This is a genomic window from Marinomonas algicola (genome assembly GCF_014805825.1).
Lineage (GTDB): Bacteria > Pseudomonadota > Gammaproteobacteria > Pseudomonadales > Marinomonadaceae > Marinomonas > Marinomonas algicola.
The window spans coordinates 1,116,696-1,132,873 of sequence record NZ_CP061941.1 but is presented as its reverse complement, the minus strand read 5'-3'; the positions used below and the strand labels follow the sequence as shown (position 1 = coordinate 1,132,873).

Annotated in this window: 7 protein-coding genes and 4 rRNA genes; 2 read left to right on the top strand and 9 right to left on the bottom strand. The window is 44.1% G+C overall.

Going from position 1 to position 16,178, the window contains the following annotated elements:
- Positions 1–143: 143 nt before the first annotated feature.
- Positions 144–788: a GntR family transcriptional regulator gene (locus IEZ33_RS05090; protein WP_191602620.1), complete on the top strand. Its 645-nt coding sequence runs from the start codon at positions 144–146 to the stop codon at positions 786–788.
- A gap of 182 nt (positions 789–970) precedes the next feature.
- Here the strand turns inward: IEZ33_RS05090 and rrf (IEZ33_RS05085) are convergent.
- The 7 genes from rrf (IEZ33_RS05085) to guaB all read right to left on the bottom strand — a co-directional run bounded on the left by rrf (IEZ33_RS05085) (position 971) and on the right by guaB (position 11,015).
- Positions 971–1,085: ribosomal RNA gene (gene rrf / locus IEZ33_RS05085) — 5S ribosomal RNA — on the bottom strand.
- A gap of 186 nt (positions 1,086–1,271) precedes the next feature.
- Positions 1,272–1,386, bottom strand: a 5S ribosomal RNA gene (gene rrf / locus IEZ33_RS05080).
- A gap of 258 nt (positions 1,387–1,644) precedes the next feature.
- Positions 1,645–4,531: ribosomal RNA gene (locus IEZ33_RS05075) — 23S ribosomal RNA — on the bottom strand.
- 392 nt (positions 4,532–4,923) lie between these two features.
- Positions 4,924–6,461, bottom strand: a 16S ribosomal RNA gene (locus IEZ33_RS05070).
- Together the 16S, 23S and 5S rRNA genes form the textbook arrangement of a ribosomal RNA operon.
- 369 nt (positions 6,462–6,830) lie before the next feature.
- Positions 6,831–7,544 carry a DNA/RNA nuclease SfsA gene (gene sfsA, locus IEZ33_RS05065; protein WP_191602619.1) on the bottom strand — a complete coding sequence of 238 codons (714 nt, stop codon included), beginning with the start codon at positions 7,542–7,544 and terminating at the stop codon, positions 6,831–6,833.
- A gap of 331 nt (positions 7,545–7,875) precedes the next feature.
- Positions 7,876–9,453, bottom strand: coding sequence for a glutamine-hydrolyzing GMP synthase (guaA, locus tag IEZ33_RS05060; protein WP_191602618.1), 1,578 nt, complete (start codon positions 9,451–9,453; stop codon positions 7,876–7,878).
- Positions 9,454–9,545: 92 nt separating this feature from the next.
- A complete protein-coding gene (gene guaB, locus IEZ33_RS05055) occupies positions 9,546–11,015 on the bottom strand; it encodes an IMP dehydrogenase (protein ID WP_191602617.1) in 1,470 nt (489 codons plus the stop codon).
- A 94-nt stretch (positions 11,016–11,109) separates the two neighbouring features.
- Between guaB and xseA the strand changes: the two genes are divergently transcribed.
- Complete coding sequence (xseA, locus tag IEZ33_RS05050; RefSeq protein WP_191602616.1) at positions 11,110–12,447, top strand: exodeoxyribonuclease VII large subunit; 1,338 nt, start codon at positions 11,110–11,112, stop codon at positions 12,445–12,447.
- 21 nt (positions 12,448–12,468) lie between these two features.
- Here the strand turns inward: xseA and IEZ33_RS05045 are convergent, their stop codons facing one another.
- The gene (locus IEZ33_RS05045) at positions 12,469–13,872 is read right to left on the bottom strand and encodes a sigma-54-dependent transcriptional regulator (protein ID WP_191602615.1); all 1,404 of its coding nucleotides are present in this window, start codon (positions 13,870–13,872) and stop codon (positions 12,469–12,471) included.
- Positions 13,873–13,895: 23 nt separating this feature from the next.
- Positions 13,896–15,836 (bottom strand): sensor histidine kinase, encoded by a 1,941-nt coding sequence (locus tag IEZ33_RS05040; RefSeq protein ID WP_240009638.1) that lies wholly within the window; start codon positions 15,834–15,836, stop codon positions 13,896–13,898.
- Positions 15,837–16,178: the final 342 nt, after the last annotated feature.

Genomic DNA, 16,178 nt, shown 5'->3' with positions numbered 1-16,178 from the left:
TCGCACCTCAATTTACTTTCTATAAAAAGGGCACCTTTATGGCCTAAGCCAAAACTAAATAATTCACGTCTCAAGTTAAAATACACAATATTGCAATTATTGTATACAATTGTTGTAAAACTTTATTATGATATGATCACAATATGAAAAATTCAGACATTATTGCGAGTGCATTAGAAGAGTCCATCTTACGTGGTGATTACAAAACCGGAGAGCGACTAAACGAAATAGCTTTATCTTCAGAGTTCGGTGTTTCCAGAACCCCGATTAGAGAAGCGCTACAAAAACTCAGTAAATCTGGGCTTGTTGAGCAAATACACAGAAAAGGGGTTTTTGTGCGCCAACCAGGCCCGGTTGAGCTCATGGAACTTTTTGAAGTTATGGCGGAGCTGGAGTCTTCTTGCGGTCGCCTAGCCGCCCTACGAATATCCGATTCGGCTCTAGAAAAACTAAGATTGGCAAACAGTAAATGTAAAAAAGCCATGATAGCGGGTGAGGCAGACACTTACTATTACGCCAATGAAGTCTTTCATATGATAATTTATAAGGAATCGGGCAACAGTATCTTGGAGCATGAAACCAAGAAACTACACCAAAGGTTAAAACCTTATCGTCGTCTACAACTTCAACTTCGTGGGCGTATGCCACAATCTATGTCAGAGCACGAACAAATAGTTGAAGCTCTTACACAAGGAGATTCAATAAAAGCAGCCGATTTACTACGTGGCCATGTCGCCATACAAGGAGAAAAATTTAGGCATTTACTATCAGCACTTAAGAAAGAGTAAATAACTCAATTACCTAAGGTACGTACTGATACTTCAAAGAAAAACGATAAAAAGTCCTATACATAATCAAGACTTTTTCATATACACAAGATGTTCACGTACCCTATTGTCAGCCTAAATGCTGACCTACAGACGAAAAAAAACCCTGACTGCGTGAGCAATCAGGGCTTTCTATAATTCAAACTTGACGACGACCTACTCTCACATGGCGAATGCCACACTACCATTGGCGATGACGCTTTTCACTTCTGAGTTCGGGATGGGATCAGGTGGTTCAACGTCTCTATGATCGTCAAGCAAACTGGTTGCGTTTGTTATGAGTCTTATTCACAACACGCTAATAAGTGCTTGAGCCATAAAGTAGATACGTTTGAATAGCGATACAAAACAACCAAACTAACTAAACGCTTTTATAGCTCTACATGGCTTCTCATAAATTAAAAAAACCCTGACAGCGTGAGCCATCAGGGCTTTCTAATTGAAACTTGACGACGACCTACTCTCACATGGCGAATGCCACACTACCATTGGCGATGACGCTTTTCACTTCTGAGTTCGGGATGGGATCAGGTGGTTCAACGTCTCTATGATCGTCAAGCAAACCGGTTGCGTTCGTTCTGAGTGCCTGTGTTAAGCCCTTAGGCTTAACCCAGCTTGTTCACTCACAACACGCCAGTACGTGCTTGAATCTTTAACAATGCTTTTTTGAAATAGCGATAACCAAGTATCAAACCAGCCACATCATCGCTGATGCGCGTCGTAATCTGTGTCTCTATGATCTTTTATGATGCGTTTGACTCTTCTCTTTCGAGTTTTCTCAGTCTCTCTTTATCACTTAAAACCACTTTGGTGTTATATGGTCAAGCCTCACGAGCAATTAGTATTGGTTAGCTCAATGCCTCACAGCACTTACACACCCAACCTATCAACGTCGTAGTCTTCAACGGCTCTTTAGGGGACTTATGTCCCAGTGAGATCTCATCTTGAGGGAGGCTTCCCGCTTAGATGCTTTCAGCGGTTATCCCGTCCGAACATAGCTACCCGGCAATGCCACTGGCGTGACAACCGGAACACCAGAGGTTCGTCCACTCCGGTCCTCTCGTACTAGGAGCAGCTCCTCTCAAATCTCAAACGTCCACGGCAGATAGGGACCGAACTGTCTCACGACGTTCTAAACCCAGCTCGCGTACCACTTTAAATGGCGAACAGCCATACCCTTGGGACCGGCTTCAGCCCCAGGATGTGATGAGCCGACATCGAGGTGCCAAACACCGCCGTCGATGTGAACTCTTGGGCGGTATCAGCCTGTTATCCCCGGAGTACCTTTTATCCGTTGAGCGATGGCCCTTCCATACAGAACCACCGGATCACTAAGACCTACTTTCGTACCTGCTCGACGTGTCTGTCTCGCAGTTAAGCGCGCTTTTGCCTTTACACTCTTCGCATGATTTCCGACCATGCTGAGCACACCTTCGTGCTCCTCCGTTACTCTTTGGGAGGAGACCGCCCCAGTCAAACTACCCACCACACAGTGTCCTCGATCCCGATAAGGGACCTGAGTTAGAACCTCAAACATACCAGGGTGGTATTTCAAGTTTGGCTCCACTAGAACTGGCGTCCTAGTTTCAAAGCCTCCCACCTATCCTACACAAGTAGGTTCAAAGTTCACTGTGAAGCTATAGTAAAGGTTCACGGGGTCTTTCCGTCTAGCCGCGGATACACAGCATCTTCACTGCGATTTCAATTTCACTGAGTCTCGGGTGGAGACAGTGTGGCCATCGTTACGCCATTCGTGCAGGTCGGAACTTACCCGACAAGGAATTTCGCTACCTTAGGACCGTTATAGTTACGGCCGCCGTTTACTGGGGCTTCGATCAAGAGCTTCGCTTACGCTAACCCCATCAATTAACCTTCCAGCACCGGGCAGGCGTCACACCCTATACGTCCACTTTCGTGTTTGCAGAGTGCTGTGTTTTTAATAAACAGTCGCAGCCACCTGGTATCTTCGACCGATCAATGCTTACGGAGTAAATCCTTCACACTAACCGGCGCACCTTCTCCCGAAGTTACGGTGCCATTTTGCCTAGTTCCTTCACCCGAGTTCTCTCAAGCGCCTTGGTATTCTCTACCTGACCACCTGTGTCGGTTTGGGGTACGGTTCATGTATATCTGAAGCTTAGAAGTTTTTCCTGGAAGCATGGCATCAACTACTTCGTCCAAAAGAGGACTCGTCATCAGCTCTCGGTCTTAAGAAGGCCCGGATTTACCTAAGCCTTCAACCTACTACCTTAAACACGGACAACCATCGCCGTGCTAGCCTAGCCTTCTCCGTCTCTCCATCGCAATATACATAAGTACAGGAATATTAACCTGTTTCCCATCGACTACGCATTTCTGCCTCGCCTTAGGGGCCGACTCACCCTGCCCTGATTAGCATGGGACAGGAAACCTTGGTCTTCCGGCGGGGAGTTTTTCACTCCCCTTATCGTTACTCATGTCAACATTCGCACTTCTGATACCTCCAGCCTGCCTTACAGCTTGACCTTCAACGGCTTACAGAACGCTCCTCTACCATGCAAGATAAATCTTGCATCCGTAGCTTCGGTGTACAGTTTTAGCCCCGTTATATCTTCCGCGCAGGCCGACTCGACTAGTGAGCTATTACGCTTTCTTTAAAGGATGGCTGCTTCTAAGCCAACCTCCTAGCTGTCTAAGCCTTCCCACATCGTTTCCCACTTAACTGTAACTTTGGGACCTTAGCTGACGGTCTGGGTTGTTTCCCTTTCCACGACGGACGTTAGCACCCGCCGTGTGTCTCCCGTAATTGCACTCATCGGTATTCGGAGTTTGCATGGGGTTGGTAAGTCGGGATGACCCCCTAGCCCAAACAGTGCTCTACCCCCAATGGTGAGATACGAGGCGCTACCTAAATAGCTTTCGAGGAGAACCAGCTATCTCCGAGCTTGATTAGCCTTTCACTCCTATCCACAAGTCATCCCCGGACTTTTCAACGTACGTGGGTTCGGTCCTCCAGTTAGTGTTACCCAACCTTCAACCTGCTCATGGATAGATCGCCCGGTTTCGGGTCTATTCCCAGCAACTAAACGCCCTATTAAGACTCGGTTTCCCTACGGCTCCCCTAAATGGTTAACCTTGCTACTGAAAATAAGTCGTTGACCCATTATACAAAAGGTACGCAGTCACGGAACTAAGTCCGCTCCCACTGCTTGTACGTACACGGTTTCAGGTTCTATTTCACTCCCCTCGCCGGGGTTCTTTTCGCCTTTCCCTCACGGTACTGGTACACTATCGGTCAGTCAGGAGTATTTAGCCTTGGAGGATGGTCCCCCCATATTCAGACAGGATACCACGTGTCCCGTCCTACTCGATTTCATTGATAAGGCGTTTTCGTATACGAGGCTTTCACTCTCTACGGCCAAGCTTTCCAGCTTGTTCTACTAACACCAAATCAACTTAAGGGCTAATCCCCTTTCGCTCGCCGCTACTTAGGGAATCTCGGTTGATTTCTTTTCCTTCGGGTACTTAGATGTTTCAGTTCCCCGAGTTCGCCTCATTAACCTATGTATTCAGTTAATGATACCCGCAAGCGGGTGGGTTTCCCCATTCGGAAATGTTCGGATCAAAGTTTGTTTATCAACTCCCCGAACCTTATCGCAGATTACCACGTCCTTCATCGCCTCTGACTGCCAAGGCATCCACCGTGCACGCTTGGTCACTTGACCATATAACCCAAAGTAGTTTTTTGATACCTAACGCTTCTTAAAGAAGAGCCAGTATCAAAACAACACTCAGATCACATACCAACGATGCTTTTGTGTCATCACTGGATTTTACGATTTTAGAAAGTCATCCAGGTTATTCTCAATAAAGAGAAAGATGCTTTCCACCGGTTTGACGCTTGATTATCGTCTATTTCAAAAAGTTACATTGTTAAAGAGCAAGTTTAGTGCAAAGCACTAAGTCAGACATTTATGAATAAGACAAACAATATGATGACAGGTCATCACAATCACTTTCATCAACACCTTGCTTAGAACTCTATCCTAGTACAATTGCCGCTATAAAGTAGTCATCAGATAATTTGTGTGAACGCTCACCAGAGCTTCGTATCGTTTAAGGAGGTGATCCAGCCCCAGGTTCCCCTAGGGCTACCTTGTTACGACTTCACCCCAGTCATTGACCACTCCGTGGTAACCGCCCTCCTCGAAAGGTTAAGCTAGCTACTTCTGGAGCAATCAACTCCCATGGTGTGACGGGCGGTGTGTACAAGGCCCGGGAACGTATTCACCGTGACATTCTGATTCACGATTACTAGCGATTCCGACTTCATGGAGTCGAGTTGCAGACTCCAATCCGGACTACGACGCACTTTGTGGGATTCGCTTACTTTCGCAAGTTCGCCGCCCTCTGTATGCGCCATTGTAGCACGTGTGTAGCCCTACTCGTAAGGGCCATGATGACTTGACGTCGTCCCCACCTTCCTCCGGTTTGTCACCGGCAGTCTCCTTAAAGTTCCCACCCGAAGTGCTGGCAAATAAGGATAAGGGTTGCGCTCGTTACGGGACTTAACCCAACATTTCACAACACGAGCTGACGACAGCCATGCAGCACCTGTCTCAGAGTTCCCGAAGGCACTAAGCTATCTCTAGCGAATTCTCTGGATGTCAAGAGTAGGTAAGGTTCTTCGCGTTGCGTCGAATTAAACCACATGCTCCACCGCTTGTGCGGGCCCCCGTCAATTCATTTGAGTTTTAACCTTGCGGCCGTACTCCCCAGGCGGTCTACTTATTGCGTTAGCTTCGCCACTAAGTCATTACAACCCAACGGCTAGTAGACATCGTTTACGGCGTGGACTACCAGGGTATCTAATCCTGTTTGCTCCCCACGCTTTCGCACCTCAGTGTCAGTATCAATCCAGAGTGTCGCCTTCGCCACTGATGTTCCTTCCTATATCTACGCATTTCACCGCTACACAGGAAATTCCACACTCCTCTATCGTACTCTAGCCTGCCAGTATCGGGTGCCATTCCAAGGTTGAGCCCTGGGCTTTCACATCCGACTTAACAAACCACCTACGCGCGCTTTACGCCCAGTAATTCCGATTAACGCTTGCACCCTCTGTATTACCGCGGCTGCTGGCACAGAGTTAGCCGGTGCTTCTTCTGAGGGTAACGTCACAGCTATTGAGTATTAATCAATAACCTTTCCTCCCCTCTGAAAGTGCTTTACAACCCTAAGGCCTTCTTCACACACGCGGCATGGCTGGATCAGGCTTGCGCCCATTGTCCAATATTCCCCACTGCTGCCTCCCGTAGGAGTCTGGGCCGTGTCTCAGTCCCAGTGTGGCTGGTCATCCTCTCAGACCAGCTAGAGATCGTCGCCTTGGTGAGCCTTTACCTCACCAACAAGCTAATCTCACGCAGGCTCATCTAATAGCGAAAGGTCCGAAGATCCCCTCCTTTCCCCCGTAGGGCTTATGCGGTATTAGCATGCGTTTCCACATGTTGTCCCCCACTACTAGGCAGATTCCTACGCGTTACTCACCCGTCCGCCGCTCGACGCCTGTAGCAAGCTACATCGTTTCCGCTCGACTTGCATGTGTTAAGCCTGCCGCCAGCGTTCAATCTGAGCCATGATCAAACTCTTCAGTTTAAGATCTTGTGCTGATAAATCAGCTTGCTTACTCAAATTTAACTCTAACTAAACTTAAATGTTTGTTTGATAAATCAAACAAACAAGAACGAATTGAAAGTGTTTGGACTCTCGTAAGACTTCAAATTTTTCGAAGTCTCCAGCGAGCGCCCACACAAATTATCTGATTAACTATTTTAAAGAGCGTGCTGACCAAAGTAAGACAAAAAGAACACAGTGTGTTTTGTTTCTTCTTGCTGGGCAGTCACTCGTTGTTCTGAGTGGTTGTCCGTGTCAGCGAGGGCGTATATTAAGGATCTACAGATTTAGTGCAACCCTTTTTTGGTATTTAACTAAAAAAAGTTCAAAACTTTCATAAAAACGTAACATTCATAAGATAACGTTTATTTTTTGTTCTAATTTTATCTCTTTTTCTGTAATTAATGCTTTATAAGCAATTACCTCCACCCCCACACTAACAACTTCTTTTAACGCCTCTGCGTATTTTGGGTCAATATATGACGCTGGTCGTACACTATCAATACCTGTATGACTTACACAGAACAACAGCACCGCTCTATGACCTTGCTTCACCATAGACGCTAATTCATACAAGTGCTTTCTTCCTCTCTCTGTAACGGCATCTGGAAAATACCCTTCTGTTCCTTCTTCCAACAAAGTGACATTTTTCACCTCAACAAAGCATTGATTTTCTTTCATATCCGTCGAAGTAGAGAGCAACCAATCAATACGACTCTTTTCACCATACTTAACTTCAGCCTTGTGAAACCCATAGCCCTGTAGCTCCACAATCACCCCAGAGTCAATTGCTTCTTTCACTATTTTATTTGGCAAGCTGGTATTAATACAGGCTAAATGCACTTGATCAACCTCCACTAATTCCCATGTAAAAGCGTATTTCCTTTTTGGATTATCACTTTTTGAAATCCACACACGAGCATTATTTTGCTGACAACGCCGCATTGATCCAGTATTAGGGCAATGCACTGTGATTTCAGAGCCATCAGGTAAAGCGACATCTGTAAGGAAACGCTTATAGCGCTTAATTAGTCTTGCCTCAATCAATGGAGCTGCAAATTGCATAACATGTCACTCTCATTTCAATTATAAAAAAGCCGCAATATGATGCGACCATAAACAACAACTATTTAGTTCGTATATACCCTTTTAACTCCATATTTTGAGCAATGTGGATATGAGGTCACATCAAGAATGTCTTCTTCTGAATTTAAAACAAAGCTTAACTCTAATTTTTTGCTAGCTTCCAATTTAAAATACACACGCAATAACTGCAGATAATAGCTTTATACTGCCTAGCCAGAACCAAATGGCCTAATTAACATAAAAAGCCCGCTAGTAAGCGGGCTTCGGAGTGTTTATTGCTGTTCAGTGCAAGGTGTTACCTAACGCTGAATTATTCCCACTCAATTGTTGCCGGTGGTTTAGAAGATACATCGTATGTCACACGAGAGATGTGTTCAATTTCATTAATAATTCGACCAGAAACCGTTTCCAACAACTCATATGGCAAATGCGCCCAACGCGCCGTCATGAAATCAATGGTTTCAACGGCACGTAACGCCACAACGTATTCATAGCGACGACCGTCACCAACGACCCCAACAGACTTAACAGGCAAGAACACGGCAAATGCTTGGCTTGTTTTTTCATACCAACCAGAACGACGCAATTCCTCAATAAAAATAGCATCCGCTAAGCGCAGAATATCGGCGTATTCTTTTTTAACTTCACCAAGAATACGAACGCCTAGACCAGGTCCAGGGAAAGGGTGACGATAAACCATGTCGTACGGTAAACCCAATTCAAGACCCAACTTTCGCACTTCGTCTTTAAACAATTCACGTAATGGCTCAACCAATTCCATTTTCATGTCTTCAGGTAAACCACCCACATTATGGTGAGACTTAATGACATGAGCTTTACCTGTCTTGGAGGCAGCCGATTCAATCACATCCGGATAAATGGTTCCTTGAGCTAAAAACTCAACTTCATTTAACTTAGACGATTCGTCATCAAAGATTTCAATAAAGGTGTTACCAATAATCTTACGTTTCTTCTCGGGGTCAGATTCCCCATTAAGTTTACCTAAGAACAAATCTTCTGCATCAACGCGAATGACTTTAACACCCATATTTTCAGCAAACATGGCCATCACTTGATCGCCTTCGTTTAAACGTAACAAACCGTTATCAACAAATACGCACGTTAATTGAGTGCCTACCGCTTTATGCAATAGAGCCGCGACCACGGAAGAGTCAACACCGCCAGAAAGTGCCAACAAGACTTTCTTGTCACCAATTTGTTCACGCATACGCTCGATCGCATCTTGAGCAATATTGGCCGGTGTCCACAACGTTTCACAAGCACAAATATCTTTAACAAAACGAGATAAAATTCGACCGCCTTGCTTAGTATGGGTCACTTCCGGGTGAAACTGAACACCGTAGAATTTTTTAGACTCATTCACCATACCTGCAATAGGGCAACTTTCTGTTGACGCCATCAAGGCAAAGCCTTCAGGCATGGTAGTCACTTTATCACCATGACTCATCCAAACGTCCAACAAAGGCACACCATTGTTAGCAATATGATCTTCTATTCCCTGCAATAAAGAAGACTCATCATGGGTACGTATTTGCGCATAACCAAACTCACGAATGTCAGAAGCCGCAACCTTGCCACCCATTTGCTCTGCCATGGTCTGCATTCCATAACAAATACCTAAAACAGGAACACCTAAATTAAACACCGCGTCAGGAGCTCGAGGCGACCCAGGTTCTGGAACAGATTCTGGGCCACCAGCTAGAATAATACCTTTAGGATCAAAATCCTTTACTTCTTGATCGTCCATATCAAAAGCACGAACTTCGCAATACACACCAATTTCACGAACACGTCGTGCAATCAGTTGGGTATACTGAGAACCAAAATCAATAATCAAAATTTTATGAGCGTGGATATTTTGAGACATTATTCAGCCTGTCCTTTGCCCTTTCTATCGGGCTAATCAATAAAAAAGATGGGGCAACTAAGCCCCATCTGAAATCATATAACTACTTAAAATTAACCAGCATGGTAATTTGGTGCTTCTTTAGTAATAGTCACATCATGTACATGACTCTCACGCATACCCGCTCCCGTGATTCTAGAGAACTGAGTTTTAGTACGCATGTCGTCAATACTTGCTGATCCTGTATACCCCATTGAAGAACGTACACCGCCCATCAACTGATGAACTACCGCAACCATAGGTCCTTTACAAGGCACTCGGCCTTCAATACCTTCTGGCACAAGTTTTTCAACGCCACTGCTCGCATCTTGGAAGTAACGATCACTTGACCCTTGAGATTGCGCCATAGCACCCAAAGACCCCATACCACGATAAGATTTAAATGAACGACCTTGATATAAAACAACTTCACCTGGCGCTTCATCAGTACCAGCCATAAGACCACCGACCATGATAGCACTGGCACCGGCTGCAATGGCTTTAGCAATATCACCAGAAAAACGAATACCACCATCAGCAATAACAGGAATATCGTATTTCGCCATTGCTTCAGCCACATTACCAACAGCCGTAATCTGAGGTACACCAACGCCAGAAATAATACGTGTAGTACAAATTGAGCCTGGACCAATACCAACTTTAACGCCGTCTGCACCCGCTTCTGCTAATGCTATCGCCGCTTCAGCCGTAGCAATATTTCCGCCAATCACCTGAACGTGAGGAAAATTTTCTTTTACCCAACGAACACGCTCAATAACACCTTTAGAGTGACCATGCGCCGTATCAACAACAATGACATCAACGCCAGCGTCTACTAATGCCTTAACTCGATCTGATGTATCGGCACCCGTACCAACAGCCGCACCAACGCGAAGACGACCTTCACTGTCTTTACAAGCGTGTGGATAAGCGGTTGCTTTATCGATGTCTGTTACAGTATGCATTCCTCGCAATTCGAACTGATCATTAACCACTAATACTTTTTCAATACGGTGTTCATGAAGTAATTTTCGAACGGAACCAGATGAAGCACCTTCAAGCACTGTAACCAAACGCTCTTTAGGCGTCATAATATCAGCAACAGACTTTTCAAAATCTTTAACAAAACGAACATCACGGCTGGTTACAATACCAACAAGCTTATCGCCTTCCACAACAGGAACGCCTGAAATATTGTAGCTTGAAGTTAATTGAACCAGTTCGCGAACAGAAGCGGTTGGATTAATTGTCACAGGATCACGAACAATACCGGATTCGTACTTTTTTACGCGACGTACTTCGGCGGCTTGTTCTTCAACGGTAAGATTCTTGTGGATAAAACCAATTCCACCTTCCTGAGCAAGAGCAATCGCCATACGGTATTCAGTAACCGTATCCATTGCTGCTGATGCAAGTGGCAAATTCAGTTCTATATCTTTGCTAATACGAGTTTTTAGGCTAACGTCCTTAGGAAGGACTTCGGAATAGCCAGGGATAAGCAAAACGTCATCAAACGTTAAAGCTTCTTGCGCAATTCGTAACATAATAAAGTGTTTCCAATGCCAACTAGAGGGTTTAAGATGGCACGTAATTCTATCTGAATAGTCCCTATCGGTAAATCAAAAGTACGAGAGATTAATGAATTATTTTACCCGTTCTCCTAGTAAGGAAGCTGCTTTCACCGTATCTAGTCTAAATAGACAAATACAACAGTTACTTGAGGCCAGTTTACCGTGGATTTTAGTGGAAGGAGAAATCTCTAATTTGGCTCGCCCTGGTTCAGGACATTGGTATTTTTCCCTGAAAGACGACAAGTCTCAAATTCGCTGCACCATGTTTAAAAATAAAAACCATTTAGTTCGTTTTAAACCTAAAGAAGGCGACATGGTGAGGCTTAGGGCTAAAGTCACTTTTTATGGGCCTAGAGGTGATTGCCAACTTTCAGTTGAATCAATGGAATCAGCTGGTGAAGGCGCTCTTCAACTTGCCTTTGAACGATTAAAAAACACACTCAAATCTGAGGGATTATTTGACTCCGAGACTAAAAAACCGTTACCAAACATGCCTGCACGAGTCGCCCTTATTACCTCACCAACAGGTGCCGTCATCCGAGACATGATCACGGCGTTTAAGCGACGCTTTCCGTTAACTGAGCTCACTCTTTTTCCATCCATAGTGCAAGGCAGTGGCAGTGCTGAAAACCTCATAAAACAGCTCCATAGAGCCGACGCTAATGGGTATTTTGACGCTATTGTCATTGGCCGTGGTGGCGGCTCATTAGAAGACCTTTGGAGCTTTAACGATGAGGTTTTAGCGAGAACAATTTTTCAGAGCAATACGCCTATCGTTTCAGCCGTGGGACATGAAACTGACTTTACAATCTGTGATTTTGTTGCGGATGTACGTGCTGCCACACCGACGGCCGCGGCTGAATTGCTCAGCCCAGACACAAAAGTACTAATGGATAAATGCTTGCAGCAAAGCGCCCTACTTAAATATCGAATAGAACAAAACATTCAACAACACCAACAACGTGTTGATTATTTAACTCGGTCTATGCGTCACCCAAAAGACAGACTAGAGCAACAACAAAGGCAGCTGGATCAATTGACCCAACGATTAATTCAGTCCGTTAAATTGACATTAGAAAAGCAAAAAACCTCTACAGATTATAGATGTCAAAGACTGCTGCAAGTTTCACCAGAGAAAAACCTTGCCCAACATCAATTACTATTAAACCAATATCAAGTAAGACTTGAACAATCTCTAAAACAAAACGTGGTGAACAAACAACAGACATTCAGCAACCTAATTGAAAAACTCAACCTTGTCAGCCCTTTAAATATTCTATCTCGTGGCTATGCCATTCCTAGCAAGAACAAACAAGTGATTCGTTCCATCCATGATGTTAACAAAGGCGACTCAATTCAAGTTAGAGTTGAAGACGGAACACTTGAATGCGAAGTCACCGGTTAATTATCAAACACTGATTTAATTTTATAAGCCATAACGCTCACTCTTATTAATGAGACCTTGCCTAGACAAACCTAACTGACGAGCGGCCTGGCTACGGTTTCCTTTATGGAAATCTAAAGCCATTCTAATTAACTGTATTTCTAATTGCTTTACTTGCTCTTCCATAGAGGTATCCAAGTTGGCATGGCTGGAGCTTGTGGGCCTTGCTCTGAATGTAGACGCTTCAATTAGCTCACTGTTATTTTCAGAAACCTTATCGGGATACAACAACGCAATATCAGATAAGGTCACCTCTCCATCGCGAGCAATAGAGACCACACTATCTAGAGCATTTTTCAACTCCCTCACATTACCAGGCCATCGCTGTTGCCGAAACCAATCTAACGCCTCTTCAGATAAAGAATAAGTTTGCTTATGCCTATGGGAAAGCTGCTGCAGAAAACTTGGCACTAAAATAGAGACATCTTCCAATCTTTCATCAAGTGGTTTGGTTTCTATATTAATGCCTTTGATTCGATAAAATAAATCCTCTCTAAATCCGCCGGCGGCAATTTTACTCACTAAATCAGCATTAGTAGCAGAAATCACTCTTACATCTATCGACTTTTCGTCACGACCACCAACAGGAAAGTACGTACCCTCTTGAAGAACTCGTAACAATTTGACTTGCATAGGCAAAGGCATCTCGCCTATTTCATCCAAAAATAACGTCCCCTTATCCGCTAAAGCCAACAACCCTTGCTTGTCTTTTTCTGCGCCAGTAAAGGCACCTTTCGTATAGCCAAAAAGCTCACTTTCAAGTAAATCAGCTGGTATCGCGCCACAATGCACCGACACAAATGAATCACCAGAGCGTCGACTTAATTCATGAATTGTCCTTGAAATAACTTCTTTTCCCGTCCCAGAAGGCCCAGTCACCAATACTCGAACATCGGTTGGTGCAATCCTTTCAATGAGTGCTCGAACCTGTTGTGCATTAGCAGAGCACCCAATAAAATCACTGGCGTCTTTTTTCGGCGTGATCGTTTGCTTAACCAGTGCCAACTCTTTTTCTAATACATGCTTACTCACCGCGCGCTTAACCACAACAGCCAATAAGTCTGGATCAATTGGTTTCGCAATAAAATCCCAAGCACCTTGAGAAATGGCCTCTAAAGCCAACTCTCTCTCAGCATGCCCAGTAATAATAATAACTGGACGAGCACCAAATTTCTGAATATTTGCCAACGTCACTTGTGGATCAAATTCTGGAGGTAATGACAAATCCAATAACACCAAATCAGCATCAAAGGTGTCTAAAACAGAGAAGGCTTTATCTGATTGGCCTGCAGTGACAACATCATAACCACTACTCGTCAACCAAGATGATGCCAACTCACAAAAAGCAGGCTCGTCATCTACCAACAATATTTTCCCAAGACTCATAACAACTTCCTTAAATAAGATAACTAGGCCGACCGAGAGTGGATCGGAAACATCAGTTCAAAAGTGACAGGCCAATTCAAATCGATTCTATGCTGCACAGTACCGTTATGAGCATCCATAATTCTCTTCACAATCGCCAAACCTAGACCACTGCCACCAGCACGCTTAGAGACAAAGGGTCTAAACAAGGTTTCTGAGGTTAAACTATCATCTAATACAGGACCATTATTGTGTATCCGTATTAACACATTCTGCCTATCAGACGACGTTAATGCCTCAATCAATAGACGACGGCCATCTTGATTTCGTAAAAAGGAAACCGCGTTCTCCAACAAATTGACAACCACTTGTTGAAGTCTGTGAATATCCGCCTCCACATTCAAGCTTGGTTCCACCTGAATATCGCAATCGACACCTGCCATATCGGTTTGAGTAACGATAGAAGAGATTAACGGTAGCAAAGTGATGGTTTTTTTTTGCACTGTCAATTTACCTGAATAAATCAACATGTCCTGAATTAATCGATCGGCTCGAACGAGCTGAGTTTGAATATGTCGTTTTGTTTCTGGTGCCGCTCCATGAGCCGCCATAGAGATAATATTTAACGGATTACGTAATTCGTGCGCCATTGCCGCCGATAACCCACCTAGCTCAACTAAATGGCGCTCACTTAAACGCTCTTTAACGGCTTCAGCAAGCGCCAAGGACTGTTCAAGAAGACCACACTGAGTTGAGAAAAGTGAGCCAAATACCTCAGCGGCTAGCCTCTGGCTCGGACTCGCCTCCTCCCATCCATGTAAACTAAATTGCCATCCTGGCTTCCCCTTGTAAACCTGCATTTTTGACTGAGCGTGAAACAAATCTCTTTGATAATCATTACCCCCATCCTCAATGTCACTCACAACAGGTGGATGATTCAAAGGCGCATCAAGCACAATAGAAACAACTACTTTTTGACCTAATTGATGACTTAAAATGGTCTCACCTGTCTCTATTAACTCATCCCACGTCATCGCTTTCTTCAATAGATTTGACCAAGACTCCAAAATAGATTCTGTTAACCTTGAACCTGGATAGACTAAGCGAGCCACCAACCTATTTAGAGGAGCATAAGTAAAAGTAGCCACTAACAAAATGACTACAGAATACAACCACAACTGCCACACTGGAACATTCGCCAGCCCTTGCGAGCCAAATTGACCAGAGATAACACTCGCTAAAGCCATAACGCATAAAACCACCAGCATCATAGCCAACCAAAGTAAGGCACGATTTGCAAACGCATTAACCGATAGAATTTTGTACCTTAAAACGGCGTACACAAGCAAAAGCAAATAAGAAGGCAACAGCAGCATTGGATAAGGGAACCAATCAATACCAAAGTAAGGGAAAACAAAGCTTGTCGCTAAGGTCAGCCCCCATGCGGCCACACCAAAAATAACCAGAATAGAGCGGCGCTTATTACCAGTATGACGTCGCCATCCATACAACAAAACAGCATGGGCCAATACACCAATAAAAACCGTATAAGCTAAATTAAACCAGCCCGTTTCTGTAAAAATAAAAAAGGCGTCCATGGTGTGCGATGAGCGCACATCTCCTGCGCCAACAAACCAACTTAATAGCACAACGCCAATACTAGTAAGGTAGATCCAAGGCAGTCTTTGGTATAACACCCGCAACCATAAAGGTGATGAAATACCTGTTTTCACAAATGCAGTAGCAAAATGCAAAAAGAAAGTTGGCATCAAAGGGTTTGCTAAAATTAATTTAACCCCCAGAGCCGATAACCCATGAAAAAGCGCACTATGACCTAAACACCACACAGCCATCATAATGGCGAAGCCTGACAAGGCTTGCAGATCTCTTTGTAAGCGAGCTCGCCAAAGCATCCAACCAGCAACCAAAACACCAATCACACTGGTGCTTAACATAGCCACTTCAAAAACAAATGATAAAGTCAAAACGTAAACCTCATTGACAGTAAGATGACTAAATACGCAAAAAGTGTAAATTAAGTTTACAACATTTCATTGTTAAAATTAAAAAGCCTTTAAATTCAATGCACTAACTAAAATAAAAAAGTGGCCTAAGTTTTGCTCTTATAACCATACAAAAATTGATCCAACTCAATACTTTTTTAATTAGCGAGGCCAAACCACATGAACAACGACATTCTATTGATGGAAATCATCACAATTAGCAGCATTATTTGCTTGGCACTTATCCCGAGTATGGTTGCAGCAATCAAGAAGCGTGTGTAATACACCCTACTTCGTTCATAATACTATCCACAACTTAACTCA

Coding starts and splice junctions, on each gene's coding strand:
- xseA (WP_191602616.1), top strand. CDS start 11,110: ATGAATTATTTTACCCGTTCTCCTAGTAAGGAAGCTGCTTTCACCGTA.
- guaB (WP_191602617.1), bottom strand. CDS start 11,015: ATGTTACGAATTGCGCAAGAAGCTTTAACGTTTGATGACGTTTTGCTT.
- IEZ33_RS05045 (WP_191602615.1), bottom strand. CDS start 13,872: ATGAGTCTTGGGAAAATATTGTTGGTAGATGACGAGCCTGCTTTTTGT.
- guaA (WP_191602618.1), bottom strand. CDS start 9,453: ATGTCTCAAAATATCCACGCTCATAAAATTTTGATTATTGATTTTGGT.
- IEZ33_RS05090 (WP_191602620.1), top strand. CDS start 144: ATGAAAAATTCAGACATTATTGCGAGTGCATTAGAAGAGTCCATCTTA.
- sfsA (WP_191602619.1), bottom strand. CDS start 7,544: ATGCAATTTGCAGCTCCATTGATTGAGGCAAGACTAATTAAGCGCTAT.